Origin of the sequence: Flavobacterium chungnamense, from assembly GCF_039539165.1 — a bacterium.
Classification (GTDB): Bacteria; Bacteroidota; Bacteroidia; order Flavobacteriales; family Flavobacteriaceae; genus Flavobacterium; species Flavobacterium chungnamense.
Map to the genome: position 1 here is coordinate 70,875 of NZ_BAABCS010000002.1, position 17,290 is coordinate 88,164.

At 29.6% G+C, this 17,290-nt stretch carries 16 protein-coding genes; 15 read left to right on the forward strand and 1 reads right to left on the reverse strand.

The features are described 5' to 3' along the window. Nucleotides 1–17: 17 nt before the first annotated feature. The 8 genes from ABD771_RS00190 to ABD771_RS00225 all read left to right on the forward strand — a co-directional run bounded on the left by ABD771_RS00190 (nt 18) and on the right by ABD771_RS00225 (nt 9,253). Complete coding sequence (locus ABD771_RS00190) at nt 18–503, forward strand: hypothetical protein (RefSeq protein WP_345088883.1); 486 nt, start codon at nt 18–20, stop codon at nt 501–503. A gap of 5 nt (nt 504–508) precedes the next feature. After that, complete coding sequence (locus ABD771_RS00195) at nt 509–1,660, forward strand: glycosyltransferase family 4 protein (RefSeq protein ID WP_345088886.1); 1,152 nt, start codon at nt 509–511, stop codon at nt 1,658–1,660. After that, entirely contained in the window at nt 1,653–2,255 is a 603-nt protein-coding gene (locus ABD771_RS00200) for a sugar transferase (RefSeq protein WP_345088889.1), read from the forward strand. The genes ABD771_RS00195 and ABD771_RS00200 overlap by 8 nt, the downstream gene beginning before the upstream one ends. Nucleotides 2,256–2,272: 17 nt before the next feature. Further along, nucleotides 2,273–2,923: an acetyltransferase gene (locus tag ABD771_RS00205; protein ID WP_345088892.1), complete on the forward strand. Its 651-nt coding sequence runs from the start codon at nt 2,273–2,275 to the stop codon at nt 2,921–2,923. After that, nucleotides 2,916–4,049, forward strand: coding sequence for a DegT/DnrJ/EryC1/StrS family aminotransferase (locus tag ABD771_RS00210; protein ID WP_345088895.1), 1,134 nt, complete (start codon nt 2,916–2,918; stop codon nt 4,047–4,049). Before ABD771_RS00205 ends, ABD771_RS00210 begins: the two co-directional genes overlap by 8 nt. A 140-nt stretch (nt 4,050–4,189) precedes the next feature. Further along, entirely contained in the window at nt 4,190–6,103 is a 1,914-nt protein-coding gene (locus tag ABD771_RS00215; protein ID WP_345088898.1) for a polysaccharide biosynthesis protein, read from the forward strand. A gap of 58 nt (nt 6,104–6,161) precedes the next feature. After that, nucleotides 6,162–6,869 carry a polysaccharide biosynthesis/export family protein gene (locus tag ABD771_RS00220; RefSeq protein ID WP_345088902.1) on the forward strand — a complete coding sequence of 236 codons (708 nt, stop codon included), beginning with the start codon at nt 6,162–6,164 and terminating at the stop codon, nt 6,867–6,869. A 5-nt stretch (nt 6,870–6,874) separates the two neighbouring features. Beyond that, the gene (locus ABD771_RS00225; protein ID WP_345088905.1) at nt 6,875–9,253 is read left to right on the forward strand and encodes a GumC family protein; all 2,379 of its coding nucleotides are present in this window, start codon (nt 6,875–6,877) and stop codon (nt 9,251–9,253) included. 6 nt (nt 9,254–9,259) lie between these two features. Here ABD771_RS00225 and ABD771_RS00230 read toward each other — a convergent pair whose 3' ends face one another. Next, entirely contained in the window at nt 9,260–9,997 is a 738-nt protein-coding gene (locus ABD771_RS00230) for a tyrosine-protein phosphatase (RefSeq protein WP_345088908.1), read from the reverse strand. A 99-nt stretch (nt 9,998–10,096) separates the two neighbouring features. On the opposite strand from ABD771_RS00230, the gene ABD771_RS00235 reads away from it, so the two are divergent. The 7 genes from ABD771_RS00235 to ABD771_RS00265 all read left to right on the forward strand — a co-directional run bounded on the left by ABD771_RS00235 (nt 10,097) and on the right by ABD771_RS00265 (nt 17,288). Then, the gene (locus tag ABD771_RS00235) at nt 10,097–11,893 is read left to right on the forward strand and encodes an ABC transporter ATP-binding protein (protein WP_345088911.1); all 1,797 of its coding nucleotides are present in this window, start codon (nt 10,097–10,099) and stop codon (nt 11,891–11,893) included. Nucleotides 11,894–11,906: 13 nt separating this feature from the next. Then, the gene (locus ABD771_RS00240) at nt 11,907–12,806 is read left to right on the forward strand and encodes a glycosyltransferase family 2 protein (RefSeq protein ID WP_345088914.1); all 900 of its coding nucleotides are present in this window, start codon (nt 11,907–11,909) and stop codon (nt 12,804–12,806) included. Then, complete coding sequence (locus ABD771_RS00245; protein WP_345088917.1) at nt 12,799–13,434, forward strand: class I SAM-dependent methyltransferase; 636 nt, start codon at nt 12,799–12,801, stop codon at nt 13,432–13,434. Before ABD771_RS00240 ends, ABD771_RS00245 begins: the two co-directional genes overlap by 8 nt. A 6-nt stretch (nt 13,435–13,440) precedes the next feature. After that, nucleotides 13,441–14,106 carry an acylneuraminate cytidylyltransferase family protein gene (locus tag ABD771_RS00250; protein WP_345088920.1) on the forward strand — a complete coding sequence of 222 codons (666 nt, stop codon included), beginning with the start codon at nt 13,441–13,443 and terminating at the stop codon, nt 14,104–14,106. 1 nt (nt 14,107) lies between these two features. Then, on the forward strand, nt 14,108–15,148 hold the full coding sequence (locus ABD771_RS00255) for an N-acetylneuraminate synthase family protein (protein ID WP_345088923.1): 1,041 nt from the start codon (nt 14,108–14,110) through the stop codon (nt 15,146–15,148). Further along, nucleotides 15,149–16,270, forward strand: a complete 1,122-nt coding sequence (neuC, locus tag ABD771_RS00260; protein WP_345088926.1) for a UDP-N-acetylglucosamine 2-epimerase — start codon at nt 15,149–15,151, stop codon at nt 16,268–16,270. It abuts the gene before it with no gap. Between the two features lie 262 nt (nt 16,271–16,532). Continuing rightward, nucleotides 16,533–17,288, forward strand: a complete 756-nt coding sequence (locus ABD771_RS00265) for an FkbM family methyltransferase (RefSeq protein ID WP_345088929.1) — start codon at nt 16,533–16,535, stop codon at nt 17,286–17,288. Nucleotides 17,289–17,290: the final 2 nt, after the last annotated feature.

Here is a 17,290-nt window from a genome sequence, read left to right on the forward strand (position 1 = left end):
TAGAATCAGGTGCTATTTTGGGATCCAAATTTACTACTGAGTTTACTACTTTAGAGGATTTCTATATTAATGGTGGAACAGGTGATAAAAAATTGGTTTACCGAACAGATGTTATCACTAAATACCCTGAATATCCAATTTTTGAAGGAGAACGCTATGTTGGGTTAGGCACAAAATATCTATTTGTAGATAAAGACTATGAAATGGTAACATTAAATGAGGTATTAGTTATTGTAGATTACCAACCAACAGGTTCGAGTAATACGATGTTTTATCAATATATGAAATACCCAAAGGGATTTATATACAATAGGATAACGACAATGCGCTATTCTAAATCTACTAAAAGAAAATTCATAGAAGCAATACATTACATATCGAGTTGTATTATTTTAAAACGTAGTAACTTTTTAAAAGACTCTCCAGAGAAATTGTTAACTTTATTGGCAGTTCCATTTGGAGTAGCTTTGTATTTATTAATTCGATTTAAAACCAGAAAATAATTGTTTTGAAAAAAATAATAAGAACAGCCACCGTTTCTATTTCATTAGACGTCTTACTTAAAGGTCAATTGACTTTTTTGAAAGAGTATTATGAAGTTGTTGCTGTTTCTGGGCAAGATGCACATTTGGATAACGTTGCTAGTAGAGAAGGAGTTCGAACGATTCCATTGTCTATTCAGAGACAGATTTCGCCTTTCAAAGATTTTATTTCATTATTAAAATTGTATAAAGTTTTAAGAAAAGAAAAACCACTAATAGTTCATTCTATAACGCCTAAAGCAGGATTACTCACAATGATAGCTGGGTTTTTTGCAGGTGTGCCTATTAGAATTCACACTTTTACAGGATTGGTTTTTCCTTATAAGAATGGGTTTTTGCATCATTTATTGTTGTTTTTAGATAAAGTTTTATGTCGTTTTGCAACGCATATTATTCCTGAAGGTGAAGGAGTTAAAAAAGATTTATTAGCTTTCAAGGTTACAAAAAAACCTTTGAAAGTAATTGCTAATGGAAATGTAAATGGAATTGATATAGATTTTTTTAATCCCAATGAAGTTTCTTTAGTTGAACAAGAAAACTTAAAACAACAATTACATATTAGTTCTACAGACTTTGTTTTTGTTTTCGTTGGAAGATTAGTATCTGATAAAGGAATTAATGAGTTGGTTACTGCTTTTACTAATTTGTCTAAACACAATTCAAATTGTAAATTACTTTTGGTTGGTCCTTTCGAAAGCGAATTAGATCCCTTAAATCGTGAAACATTAGATTTGATATCCTCTAATAAATCTATAATTAGTATTGGTTTTCAAGACGATGTTAGGACTTATTTAGCTCTTTCAAATGTTTTTGTTTTTCCAAGTCATAGAGAAGGTTTTCCCAATGTTGTTTTGCAAGCTGGAGCCATGAATTTACCTTGTATTGTAACTGACATTTGTGGTAGTAATGAGATAATTATTCCAAATGAAACTGGGATTATTATACCAGTTAAAAATGAAATTGCTATTTTTGAGGCGATGCAACTGCTATTTCATGACAAAGATTTGTTTCAAAAATTGCAATCAAAATCAAGATTCAACATAGTTTCGCGGTTTCAACAAGAACTTGTTTGGAATACCTTACTTCAAGAATACAAAAGATTAGAAAACAATGTATAGAGAACTTTTTAAACCTTTTTTTGATATCATCTCTGCTTTGATTGGATTGATATTGTTGTTTCCAATTTTTCTTGTAGTAACAGTATTTCTATTTTTCGCAAACGATGGTAAGCCATTTTTCTTTCAATTGCGTCCGGGTAAAGGAGGAAAGATTTTCAAAATCATCAAGTTTAAAACAATGAATGATAGAAAAGATGCCGAAGGTAATTTACTTCCAGATTCAGATCGGTTGACCAAAGTAGGAAGTTTTGTTAGAAAAACATCCTTAGATGAAATTCCACAATTATTAAATGTTGTTTTTGGCGATATGAGTATAGTAGGTCCCAGACCATTACTAACCACTTACCTACATTTGTATAGTGATTTTCAAAACAGGAGGCACGAAGTAAAGCCAGGTATTACAGGATGGGCACAAGTTAACGGAAGAAATTCCATTTCGTGGGATAAAAAATTTGAATTAGATGTTTGGTATGTAGATCATATTTCCTTTTTATTAGACCTGAAAATTTTATTTAAAACCGTTCAGAAAGTAATAAAAAGTGATGGAATAAATGCAGCTGATTCGACAACAATAGAGCCCTTTCAAGGAAGTTGAATTAAAAATAAACTGATATGCAAAATATTGTAATTATTGGAGCAGGAGGTTTTGGACGTGAAGTAAAAACCATAATAGATGCAATAAATAAGGTTGAGAAAACCTATAATTTTATTGGATATTATGATGATGGCATAGCGAAAGGTACTCTTATAAATAATTTTCCTGTTTTAGGAAATCTTCATGATTTGAATTCCAGTTCTGAGCCAATTTCTGTTCTTTTAGGCATTGGAGAGCCTACTACTAAAAGTAAGATTATAGCTAAATTATCTAGTGATAAAATAAATTTTCCAACGCTAATCCACCCATCTGTTCAAATTTCAGAAGATGAGGTTACTATTTCTAAAGGTTGCATTATTTGTGGCGGAACTATAATCACTTGTAATATCGTAATTGGAAGTTTTGTAACATTAAATCTAATGTGTACCATTGGTCACGACACTATTATTGATGATTTTTCATCCTTTATGCCTTCAGTTAATATTTCAGGAGAAGTGCATATTCAAGAGAAAGTTTATGTGGGTACTGGAGCAAAAATTATAAATCAACTAACTATTGGAACAGCAACTATTGTTGGTGCTGGTGCCGTTGTTTCAAAAAGTTTACCTGACTATTGTACGGCAGTTGGAATACCTGCTAAACCTATAAAATTTCATAATCATGACTAAATCCAAAATATGGCTTTCTTCACCACACATGGGTGGTACAGAACTAAAGTATATACATGAAGCTTTTGATAGTAATTGGGTTGCTCCATTGGGACCTAATGTAACTGGTTTTGAACAAGATTTAGAAAATTACATAGGAAACAATTCCTTTGTTGGTGCCTTAAGCTCTGGTACTGCTGCACTTCATTTAGGTTTGATTTTACTTGACGTAAAAGCAGGAGATGAAGTTATTTGTCAGAGTATGACTTTTTCAGCTTCAGCAAATCCGATAGTCTATCAAGGCGCCACACCAATTTTTATTGATAGTGAGCTTGATACGTGGAATTTATGTCCCAACGCCTTGGAAACTGCCATAAAGGATAGAATTTCTAAAGGAAAAAAACCAAAAGCTATTATTGCTGTTCATTTGTATGGAATGCCTTATAAGATTGATGAGGTGCGTAGTATAGCCAATAAATATGAAATTCCGATTCTTGAGGACAGTGCAGAGGCTTTAGGGAGTACTTATAATGGACAAAAATGTGGCACTTTTGGTGATATTAGTGTTTTGTCGTTCAATGGAAATAAGATAATTACTACCTCTGGAGGAGGAGCAATAGTTACCAAGAATATTGACTTGAAAAATAAAGCTATTTTTTTAGCTACTCAAGCAAGAGACAATGCGCCACATTATCAGCATAGTGAGATTGGGTATAATTACAGAATGAGTAATATATGTGCAGGAATTGGTAGAGGTCAAATGGAAATTTTAGATGATCACATTGCTAAACGAAGAGCAATGCATGATTTTTATAAGAATATTTTTAAAGAAAATTCTGCAATTACAGTTTTTTCTGAGCCTAATGAAAATTATTTTTCTAATCATTGGTTGTCAGCTATTACCGTTAACTCTTCATTGAATGAAGGTAAATCTAGAGAAGACTTAAGACTTTTATTAGAAACTGAGAATATTGAAAGTCGTCCTTTATGGAAACCTATGCATTTACAACCTATTTTTAAGGATGCACCCTATTATGGAGGAACTATTTCAGAAAATTTGTTTGATATAGGTCTTTGTCTTCCTTCGGGTTCTAATTTGACAGAAGAGGAAAAAAAACGCATAAAAAATGTTATAAATATTTTTTAAGATTTTTTTAAGAACTTTTTTTTCTTATTTTTACCATTATTAAAAAAAAGTAATCATTGAAAAACAATATCTTAAGAAATTTTTTTACTGACTTTTTTAAGACTTTTTCCGAGATCAATTTTGGATTTAGCCTTAAAAACTTGAGTTATTTACCTCGATGGGTTATACTGTTGATTGATGTTTTTATTGTTTTTTTATCAGGTGTTGTTACTTATTTTCTTTTTCAAGGGCTTAAGTTAAATTACATTCCTAAAGAACATCTCTCTATTGGAAACGCTTTATACCTTTTTGTTAACATCTTTTTCTTTTGGATTTACAGAACTTATTCTGGAATTATTAGACACTCTTCTTACATTGATGCCTTAAAATTGTTTTTTTCTCAGTTTTCTACATTTGTAGTGCTGATTTTATTTAACTTTTTTGTTTTAATATTAGATAAACCAAAACTGTATTTAACTACTGGTGCTTTTATCAATGCTGTTTTATCTTTTAGTTTTTTGTTTGTTTTTCGAATGCTTGTTAAGCAAACTTTTGAATTACTCTTCAAAGAAGCCAGTTCAGAAAAAAGAATGGTAGCTATTATTTATGGTTCAGATGCTAACGCCTCTGCCGTAGCTTCTGCATTGAAAGCTGAGACACCTGGAAGGTTTAAACTTGTTGGTTTTATTGATAAAAATAATCAGAATTCGACAAAAAGGATATTAGATCTTCCTATTTTTCAAATAAAGAAAAATATTCCTGTTTTTATGCGTTCCAAAAAAGTTGAAGCATTAATTATTGCTGATAAAAGTCTGACCAAAGAAGAACGTTTAACAATAGTGGATGAATGTATAGAATATAGATTTAAAGTTTATACCCTTCCTGTAGTTTCTGATTGGTATGATGAAAAAGAAATTTCCAAAAACATTAAGAACTTTGAAATTCAAGACTTATTAGAACGAAAACCAATCGTTTTAAATACCGACAGCATTTCGTCTAAACTTAAAGGAAAATCAATTTTAGTTACTGGTGCAGCGGGTTCTATTGGTAGTGAAATTGTAAGACAAGTACTTCATTTTAATCCGAAGAAGATTATATTGTTGGATCAAGCAGAAACACCACTTCATTCTTTATCATTGGAAATTATAGGGTTAGGTTTGCCTGTTGAGGTGGTTAATGTCATTGCAGATGTTAGCGATTATGCAATTTTAGAAAGATTGTTTATAACTTATCAACCCGATGTAGTTTATCATGCTGCTGCTTATAAACACGTTCCAATGATGGAAGAAAATCCCTCACAAGCTATTTTTACCAATGTTTTGGGAACAAAGAATGTTGCTGATTTGTCTAATAAATATCATGTGGAGCGTTTTGTGATGATTTCTACAGATAAAGCGGTAAATCCAAGCAGTATTATGGGAGCTAGCAAGCGAATTGCTGAAATGTATGTTCAATCGAAACATTTTAAACATTTAAAAAACAATTCAGAGCGATATACTAAATTTATTACCACTAGATTCGGAAATGTATTAGGTTCAAATGGTTCAGTAGTTCCATTATTTACAAAACAAATTCAAGAAGGAGGTCCAATTACTATAACACATCCTGAAATCATTCGTTATTTTATGACTATTCCAGAAGCTTGTCAGCTTGTATTGGAAGCATGTTCAATGGGTAATGGAGGCGAAATTTATCTTTTTGATATGGGCAAACCAGTTAAAATTATTGATTTAGCTAAAAAAATGATTCGTTTGGCAGGATACCAACCAGATAAAGAGATTAAAATAAAAGTTGTTGGATTACGACCAGGTGAAAAACTGTATGAAGAATTATTGAATAATTCTGCACAAAATTTAACAACGCATCATGAAAAGATAACTATTGCGGTTGAGGTTTGCGATGATTTTGAAATCGTTAGTCAACAAGTAGAAGAGTTGATAAGCATTTCTTTTGGAGGCAACTCAGACATGATAGCTGCAAAAATGAAAAATATAGTTCCAGAGTATAAAAGCATTAATTCTGTATTCCAAACTTTAGATATAGAAGTTAAAGACTCTTATGTTTACACCAAATAGAATGTAAATTGAATGGTTTTTTAATATATTTGTCACCAATTAATTATATTTCTTTCGAATGAAAAACTATTTCTTTTATATAACAATAATTTTTCTGTTTCTTTTTTCTTCTTGTGTCTCTAAAAAAAAGTTTGTTTATCTTCAGGGCTCACAAGATTTTAGCAATATATCTACCAATTATGACCCAATAATTCAAAATGATGATTTGTTGTCTATCATAGTAACCACTCAAGAGGTTGAGGCAGCTGTACCTTTTAATTTACCTAATTATTTGGTTGATAATGAAGGTAAAATTGATTTTCCAGTTATTGGCAATATTCAAGTTTCAGGTTATTCTATAAAAGAGTTAAAAAGCATGCTAAAGCAAAAATTGACCACCCATCTTATTGATCCTGTTATAAATGTAAAAATATTAAATTTTAAAGTAACCGTTTTAGGAGATGTTAGTCTACCGGGAATAAAGTCATTTAATAATCATAGAGTTACTTTATTTGATGCCATTGGGGCTTCTGGTGATTTGTCTGTATATGCAAAAAGATATAATGTTTTAATTGTTAGAGATATACAAGGTTTAAAAACCTTCAATAGAGTTGATATCACTAAAGCAGATTTTGTGAATTCTCCATTTTATTATATGGATCAAAATGACTTGGTCTATGTTGAACAAAGAAAAGCCAAAATTAATACTACTGCATTGCCAAGTTTGCCATTATATGCCTCAATTTTTAGTTTATTGTTAACTGTTACTTTACTAGTAACTAAATAATAATTATGCAAAAGCTATTGTCTCAAGAATCGAATTCAGAAGCACAAAATGGAGTTACTATAAAGGAACAAATCTTTAATTATCTTCAGTATTGGAAGTGGTTTGTATTAAGTGTTTTAGTACTTCTAACTATCACTTTTGTTTATTTAAGATATTATGTTGTAGAATATGGAGCTGCTTCTTCCATTTTGATAAAAGACGAAAAAAAAGGAGGTACTAGTGAGTTCTCTGCTTTTAGTGATTTGAATATTTTCTCAGGAAAGAATAATGTTGACAATGAGATTTTTATTTTAAAATCTAGACAATTATCTCAAGATGTTGTTAAAAAAATGGATTTAGACATCTCTTATTTCAGTGAGGGTAGAGTTGTTTTTAATGAACTTTATAGTGATTCACCAATAAAAGTTATTTTCACTGACAAAAGAGAGGATTATAATGAGAATTCTTTAAGTTTCGTTATTAGAGTTATTTCAAATAAACAATTTGAAGTAATGAATATTGAAAAGAAGAATCCAAAGCGCTATAGTTTTGGTCAAAAAGTGCCTTCAATATTAGGAAATTTTATAGTTAAGTTGAATACCTATCCAATACCTGAGAGTATTGTTGACATCATCGTTGTAAAATCAACTTTAGAAGGAAGAGCCAATGGTTTTAGAGGTAGGTTGACGGTATTTTCAGTTGAGAAAACCAATGTTATTAATTTAGGTATAACAGATCAAATACCTAAAAGAAGTGTTGATTTTTTAAATGCATTGGTAGAACAATATAATGAAGATGCTGTAAGGGATAGAAATCAAGTTGCAGAATTTACAAAAGAGTTTATCAACAACCGATTAGACATTATTACCAAAGAATTAGGTGGTGTAGAAGGGCAAGCCGAACAGTTTAAAAAGGATAAAGGATTAGTTAGTTTAGAGTCAGATGCAGGGTTGAGTATTGATGGTGCGGTTGATTACAATAAATCAATTCTAGCTATCGAAACCGATTTAAAAGTAAGAGATTTTCTATTAGATGAAATTAGAAAAACAAAAAAAGACGAATTGTTTCCTACAAATGTAGTAACAGCAACAGAAACTTCTTCTAATTATATTACAGAATACAATGCTCTTGTTTTAGATAAGAGAAGGTTATCCAAAAGTGCCACTGAATCCAATCCAAAAGTTAAAAATATTGATTTGAGGATTTCGGAGTTGAGAGAAAATATCATTCAAAGTTTATTAAGTAAAAAGAATGATTTAGCTATACAAAAAAGAGATTTATTAAGACAACGTTCTCTTTATAATGGAAAAGTGTATCAGGTTCCTACCAATGAACGAAATTATAATGAAATCGCAAGACAGCAAAATATAAAGCAATCTTTGTATTTATATCTTTTACAAAAACGAGAAGAAACAGAAATATCATTAGCGGTTACTTCTGCCAAAGCTAAAGTTATTGATAATGCTTATCTAACAGGGCCAATTTCACTCAAGAAATCGATGTTTTATCTTGGCGCTATTATTTTGGGATTACTACTTCCTTTTGGAATATTATTTTTAATAAACTTCTTTGATACTAAAATAAAATATCGTCAAGATATTGAAGGCAAAGTTTCTATTCCTTTCTTAGGTGATTTACCAAAATCAGAGTCTAATGAAAAAATTATTCAATCTAATAGTAGATCTAGCTCTGCAGAAGCGATAAGAATGATTAGGACCAATTTGGAGTTTATGCTTGCACATGTTCCTGAAAATGCTTGTAAAACTATATTTGTAACATCATCTTTACCTAAAGAAGGAAAAACATTTTGTGCCATTAATTTAGCAACTACAATTGCCTTATCAGGAAAAAAAGTCTTAATAATTGGTTTAGATATTAGAAATCCTAAATTAGATCAATATATAGATTTGCCTCAGAAAGGGATGACTAATTATTTGACTAAACCAAATGATGATATCAATAATTACATAATAAAAGTAAAAGATTTTACTAACTTTTATGCTTTACCATCGGGTGTTATTCCTCCTAATCCTGTAGAGTTATTGATGAATAATAAATTAACGCTTTTATTTGAAGAACTTAAAAAACAATATGATTATATAGTAGTTGATACTGCTCCTGTGAGTGTTGTTACAGATACCTTATTAATTGCCAAAAATGCTGATGCTTTTATTTATGTAATGCGTGCAAATTATCTAGATAAGCGAATGCTTAAATTTGCTGAAACATTATATAAAGAGAATAAGTTGCCAAATATGTCTATAGTTCTTAACGATACAGAAGTTAATAAAACTTACGGCTACGGTTATGGTTACGGCTATGGTTACGGTTATGGCTATGGGGTTGAAGAAAAAGAATTAACCTTTTTTCAAAAAATAAAAGCAGTATTCACCAAAAAGAAATAAACCTTATCAAGGTTTAAATAAAATATTGTTTTGAAAAGCTTCCTTTAATGGGTCAAGGTTTTTCAAAACAATTTTTTTATTAAATGATTCTACATGTTTCATGTGATGTACATCAGAACCTACAAAATCAATCATTTTATTTTTTAATAAATAGTCGGCAGTTTTGGCTACCATTGGTCCATAATAACCCACAGATGAGAGCAGATTGATTTGAAACAGACAACCTGAATGTTTCAACTTTTTATATTCTTGGAGGTTGTTGTGGTAAAAATTGTATCGTTCTGGATGAGCCAAAACTGGTTTATAGCCAGCTACTTGTAAGTCAAATATAATGTTATACAATTGTAATGGCGCGTTAATGTATGACATTTCAACCAAAACATAATTTTCTTTAAGGGTTAATAATTTTTCTTCTTGAAATAATCTTCTAAACTTATCGTCAAGCATATATTCAGCAGCTGCTTTAAACGGATTGTCAATAGTATTGCCTTTTAGGTGACTTAATGTTGTTACAAGAGTGTCTTCAATTTTAGTTTTGGAATTTTCCCAAACGTGTTCCATTACATGAGGTGTTGTAATGAAATTACAGAATCCTAACTTTTTTAATTCGTTTATTAATGTCAAGGTATCTTCAATATCTTTTGATCCATCATCTATTGCAGGCAACAAATGTGAATGAATATCGGTATAATCATTAGGGATTATTTCTTTGAGATAAGTTGATTTTTTATTGAAGAAAAACACGTTATTTTTTTGTAAAAGTAATCCAAAATAAATAAAAATTTAAAATACATATATAGATTTTGTTTTCTAAATTTGGCTCTTATTAAAATCAACTACAATTTGAAGCAATTAGTATCAAAATATTTAAAATCTAACTTTCACTATTTACACTTTTTTTATAGTGTATTAAAGTTAAGACTTTTTTTTGTTTTTTTAATTAGCTTTCTATATGGCTTGGTAGATGCGGTTAGCTTAACTATTTTCATTCCTTTGTTTCAAATTGCAACAAGAGAAAAAAACGCTCCAATTGAAAAAAGCGATGATGTTTTTTTAGAGGTTTTCAATTTTTTTAATATAAATCCTACGGTTAACACAATTTTAATTATTATGTTGGCCTCTTTTATGTTTAAAGCCTTATTTAGATATACAGACGTTTATTACAGAGCAATAACGACATCTATCTTTATAAAAAATATAAAAAAGAAATTGTTGTTAGAAATTTCTGAAGTAAAATATTCAAAATATGTTACCATAAATTTTGGTACTATACAAAATAGTGTGACTACTGAAATACATATTATCTGTAGTGCTTTTTTACAGTATATTTCGGTTATGCAAAGCGCTATTTTTGTTATAGTTTATATAGGATTATCTTTTTTAACCAATCCTAAGTTTACTTTGATTGTAATTGTTGGTGGATGGTTATCTCGATTTTTGTTTAAATCATTGTATAAAAATTCAGAAAAATTATCAAATGATATTGCTAAAAAGAACAATAAATTATCTGGTTTAGTAATGCAACAGATTACAAATTTTAAATATTTGAAATCTACTGCATTAATGAAAGGTTATCTTAAAAAAATCAACTTTACTATAGATGATATTGAAAAAGATTTAGTAGTTCTTGGTAAAACTTCTGCTAAAGTAATGTCTATTAGGGAGCCAATAATTGTATTGTTTTTAGTTATTGCAATTTATATCCAAATCAATGTTTTAGGTGGGAAGTTTAATTCATTAATCATAATTTTACTTTTCTTTTATAGAGCTTTTGGAAGTTTAATGACCGTTCAACAAAGTTGGACCGCTTTTTTAAAGTATGTTGGTTCAATAACACAATATGTTGATTTTATTTCTGATGTTAAAAATTGTAAAGAAGAAAACGAAGGAAAAGAATTTACAACATTTAATGATAAAATAGTTTTGAACGATGTGTTTTTTGAATACAATGATCAAGCAAAAATTTTAAAGGATATTTCATTAGATATTCATAAGAATACTACATTGGCCTTTGTTGGAAAAAGTGGCTCTGGTAAGACAACTTTGGTAAATATTATTTGCGGATTATTAACCCCAACCTCCGGTAAAATTCTTTTTGATAACAACGAGATGTCATCATATAATATTGATTCAATAAGAAGTAAAATAGGATTTATATCTCAAGAAACTGTAGTTTTTAATGATACACTTTTTAATAATATTACTTTTTGGCAAGAAAAAAACGATAGTACTTTAAAGAGATTTAATGAAGTAATAAAAAAAGTTGATTTAACTGAGTTTGTAGAAAATTCAGAATTTAAAGAAGATATAGTTTTAGGTGATAATGGAGTAGTTATGTCTGGAGGACAAAGACAACGTCTCTCAATCGCTAGAGAATTATATAAAGATATTGATATTTTAATTTTAGACGAAGCAACATCAGCTTTAGATTCTCAAACAGAACGTTTTATTCAAGATAGTATAGAAGCATTAAAAGGACAAATTACAATAATAGTAATTGCTCATCGATTATCAACAATTAAAAAAGCCGATAAAATTGTTCTTGTAGAAAATGGATCTATAGTTGCTCAAGGTTCTTATGATGAATTATTGATTAATTCTGAAACTTTTACTAATATGGTATCTTTACAAGAGTTATAAAAATAATACAATAATGAAGTTTTCGATTCTGATAACCACTAAAAATAGACTTTCTGACTTAAAAGTTAGCTTAAATTCTATGTTGTCTATTATAAATAGGGATGATGTAGAATTTGTTATTTGTGATGATGGTTCAACAGATGGAACAGCAACTTATGTAGCCACTCATTTTCCGAAAATACATATAATTAGAAACGAAGTTTCAAAAGGTTATTTGTACAATAGAAACAAATTGCTAAATACATGTAAAGGAACTTATGCAATTTCTCTTGATGATGATGCTAACTTTTTATCAGAAAATCCATTGGAAGAAATTGAAAAACATTTTATTGAAAACAGTAAATGTGGTTTAATTGCTTTTCGAATTTTTTGGGGAAAACAAAAGCCAAAATCAATAGAATTCAATGAAAAAACTGAGTGTGTAAAAGGTTTTGTAGGTTGTGGTCATGTATGGCGAATAGAAACTTGGAAAAAAATCCCAAATTATCCTGAATGGTTTGGTTTTTTTGGTGAGGAAAGTTTTGCTTCATTAGAATTATTTAAAAAAAAATATGAAGTTCACTATTTGCCATCCGTTTTAGTTCATCATCGTGTTGATATAATAGCCAGAAAAAGTAATAATGAGTATCAATGGCGTTTAAGAAGAAGTTTCCGATCTGGATGGTATTTGTTTTTTCTGTTTTATCCTTTAAATGTCATTCCTAGAAAAATAGTTTATACATTTTGGATACAATTAAAGACTAAAACTTTTGGAGGTGATTTTAAAGCAACAATAGCGATATCTCAAGCAATTGGAGATGTTTTTTTAAATTTGTTTAAAATAATTAAGCAAAGTGATAGATTAACAAACGAGGAGTATAAAAATTATTTAAAAATAACAGATACTAAAATATTTTGGAAACCAAATGAATAACAAAATTAAAGAATATACAAATCGATCTTTCTTTGCTTACGATATGTTAGATAATTATTTTTCGCTATCGCCCAATTCTACAATAAGTGATATCGGTTCTGGTTTTGGATTTATGGAAAGTAAAATTGAATCAATTGGTGGGAAGTGGCAACCTTTTGATTATGTTAAAAAAATAGAAAAATCAATAATTTGGGATTTAAATGATTCTTGTCCAATTATAGAAAAGACAGGAACTGTTATCTTTTTAGAAGTATTAGAACACTTGCCAAATCCACAATTAGGGTTGAAAAACATTAGCAATCATATTGAAAAGGATGGAATATTAATTTTATCCGTTCCAAATCCTTCATGGAGTAAAAATAGATTAAATTTACTTTTAAAAGGAACACTTTTTTCTTTTCAACCCAAACATTTAGCTGAAAATCACGTGTTTACTCCATGGTATCATATTGTAGAACACCTGTTAAAAGATGTTGGTTTTGAGATTTTGGAATATGCAATAATTAATGAACCTCAAAATGAAGGAGGTTTCAAATTTTTTGTAAAAGAAAAAATCGAAAAAATTATTGAAAAAAGAGATTTCAAAGCAAAAGGAATTAGTTACGGAATAGTAGCTAGAAAATTATAAACTTAAATGAAAACTATAGCCATAATTCCAGCTCGAGGTGGTTCTAAAAGATTACCTGGGAAAAACATTCTTCCATTAGGAGGTTTACCCTTATTGGCTCATAGTATTCTTTATGCCAAGGCTAATTCTGACATAGTTGATGAGGTTTATGTGTCTACAGATGACAATCAAATAAAAGAAGTAGCATTGACATATGGGGCAAAAGTCATTGATAGACCGGCATCCATTTCGGGTGATTTAGAACTAACAATTTCCTCTTTGCAACATGTTTTAAAAACTATTGATTCTGATGTTGAAAATGTGGTTTTGTTACAACCTACCAATCCATTACGGCCAGTTAATTTATTGACTCAATGTTTTCAAAAGTATATAGAGGACAATTTAGGTAGCTTATTCACAGTATCACAAAATCATCATAAATTGGGCAAAATTAACAATGGTACTTTTGTTCCTTTCAATTACGAAATAGGACAACGAAGTCAAGATTTGGAACCGCTTTTTTTTGAAAACGGATTGTTGTATATTAGTAAATCTAAATTGATTTTAGAAGGAAAAATCATATCTGAAAATGCAGTTCCTTACATTGTAAATCATTTATTTGCCAATGTAGATATTGATACTAAAGAGGATTTTGAGTATGCTGAATATTTATTAAATAAAAATAAGAAATAGAATGAACCCATACATAGAAATAGCAGGAAGAAAAATTGGACCTGATTTTCCACCATTAGTCATTGCCGAAATCGGAATTAATCACGAAGGTTCGCTTCAAGTTGCTAAAGAAATGGTTGATGCTGCCTATCGAGCAGGTGTTGAAGTGGTTAAACATCAAACTCATATTGTAGAAGATGAAATGAGTGGTGCAGCCAAAAAAGTAATTCCAGGAAATGCTGATGTTTCTATATATGAAATTATGGAACGTTGTGCGCTAAATGAAGCAGAAGAACTAGAACTTAAAAACTATGTTGAAAGTAAAGGCATGATTTTTATTTCGACACCTTTTTCTAGAGCAGCTGCAGAACGTTTAAGAAAATTTGATATTCCAGCTTACAAAATAGGTTCAGGTGAATGTAATAACTATCCACTTTTAGAACACATTTGTTCTTTTGGGAAACCAGTAATTTTAAGTACCGGAATGAATACCATAGAAAGTGTTGCCAAAGCAGTAGCTATTTTTGACAAACACAATATTCCGGTGGCTTTATTGCATACTACTAATTTATATCCAACACCAATTCATTTGGTTCGTTTTGGTGCAATGACACAACTAAATCAAGCCTTTCCAGATAAAGTTTTTGGTTTGTCTGATCATACTTTAAATAACAATGCTTGTTTAGGAGCTGTGGCGCTTGGAGCTAGTATTCTTGAACGCCATTTTACAGACCACATGCAGCGTAACGGACCAGATATCGTTTGTAGTATGGATGAAAGAGCTACTTCTGAATTGATTGTTTCTTCTAATGAAATGTGGCAAATGCGTGGAGGAACCAAAGAACCAGCCAAAGAAGAGCAAGTAACTATTGACTTTGCTTTTGCAACGGTTTGTTCTATTGCTGACATTAAAAAAGGCGAAGTATTGACCAAAGAAAACATTTGGGTAAAACGACCAGGAACAGGAAAAATTTTGGCAGAACATTTCAATGATTTATTAGGAAAAACAGCTACTCGTGATATAGCAAATGATGAACAATTGGATTTTAATGATTTTGAATAAATGAAAAAAATCCTATTCTTAACTGGAACTCGTGCCGATTTTGGTAAAATAAAATCACTTATTTCTATTCTTGAAAGCCAACAAGAGTTTGAAATATTTGTTTTTGTTACAGGAATGCATTTGCAAAAAGAATATGGATATACGCTTATAGAAATAGAACGTTGTAATTTTAAAAACGTTCATACTTTTGAAAATCATACGCACGAAACTACAATGGATTTAACTTTGGCTAAAACCATCGAGGGTCTTTCTAGCTATTGCAAAATGGTTAATCCCGATATGATTGTTGTACACGGAGATAGATTAGAAACATTGGCTGGAGCTATTGTAGGTTCGTTAAATAATATTTTAGTTTCTCATATTGAAGGCGGTGAATTGTCAGGAACGGTTGATGAGCTAATTCGTCATAGTGTTTCTAAATTGAGTCACATTCATTTTGTTTCTAATGAAGATGCAGCCAAACGATTAATTCAAATGGGAGAAATAGCTTCGTCAATATATACCATTGGTTCGCCGGATATTGATATTATGTTTTCTGATGATTTGCCATCGTTAGAAAAAGTAAAAGAGTATTATCAAATCCCATTTGAAGATTTTGCTGTAGTAATGTTTCATCCAGTTACAACTGAAGCTTCAGAAATGAATCAATATGCTACCAATTTTGTAGAAGCTTTGTTAGAAGACCATAATAATTACGTAGTGATTTATCCTAACAATGATTTGGGAAGTCAGTTTATTATCGATAATTATAAAAAGTTGCAGAATAATACTCGTTTTAGAGTTTTTCCTTCGTTACGATTTGAATATTTTTTAACGCTATTAAAAGAATCTAAATTCATCATTGGCAATAGTAGTGCCGGAATTAGAGAAGCTCCTTACTATGGAATTCCGATTATAAATATTGGGACAAGACAGCAAAATAGAGCTTTGCATGCTGATATTATCAATGTAGATTATAAAAAAAGTGCCATTAAAGAGGCCTTAGAACTTATCATCAGTCATAAAACCCAAAAAAGCATTTCCGACTTTGGTGAAGGAAATAGTGCTCAATTATTTTTAGAATCTTTAAAAAATAATGATATTTGGAACATCAACCACCAAAAACAATTTAAAGAACTTTAACGATTTCAACTATAATAAAAGCTTTACCGATATGTAAAGCTTTTTTATTTCTATAGATAATATATTTTAGTCTTTCAAAAAAAACTATGATATTTGATGAATTAATATTTTATTCGATAAAAAATAATTTTGATGCTAACAGTAAGCAATTACCATTGTATAAGAAAGATTAGTTTCAATAAATTAAAGATTTTAAAAATATTAAATAAATCCATTGAATGTTATTAAAAGGTTTATTTTGTAATTGTAATTTTAATAAAAAATGATGAGGTTTTTAAACAAGAAGAAAATAAAAAATTCACTCAAAAAATTTATTTATAAGAGAGGATATAAAATTAGTAAAGCAAATAATTTTGTTTTTCTGGATAGTCTTTTAAATAAGTTATTGGCTAAAAAAGGAACTATTGAATTTATTCAAATTGGTGGTAATGATGGTGTTAATGATGATCCATTACATCATTTTCTCACTTGGAATAGCACAAAAGTTTCAGGATTTATTTTAGAGCCAGTTAATGATTATTTTAAAGAGCTTGAAAAAAATTATAGTGATTATCCCACAATAAAAACTTTAAATTTAGCAATTCATAATTCTGAAAAGGAGATGATTATGCAAAGAGTCAATCCTGCAAGTGTGAATGAAGTTCCAAAATACTCAAAAGGAATTGCATCTTTTATGAAAGGTCATCATGTTAATTGTAAGATTGCTTCTGAACATATTATTGAAGAAAAAGTGAATTGTATGTCACTTTCAGAATTAATAGAAAAGAATTCTATCAAAAATATTGACTTGTTACAGATTGATACTGAGGGTTACGATGCTGAAATAATTTTGAACATTGATTTTGAAAAATATAAGCCATCAATAATTAATTTTGAATATTACATTCCTCAAACCATGTCAAAAGAAACGTATGATAAAATTCTTAAAGTACTAAATGAGAATGATTATGAAATTTGGATGGAGATTAATGATATTACAGCTTATCAAAGAAATTTATTTATAAAGTTAGGTTCATAGTT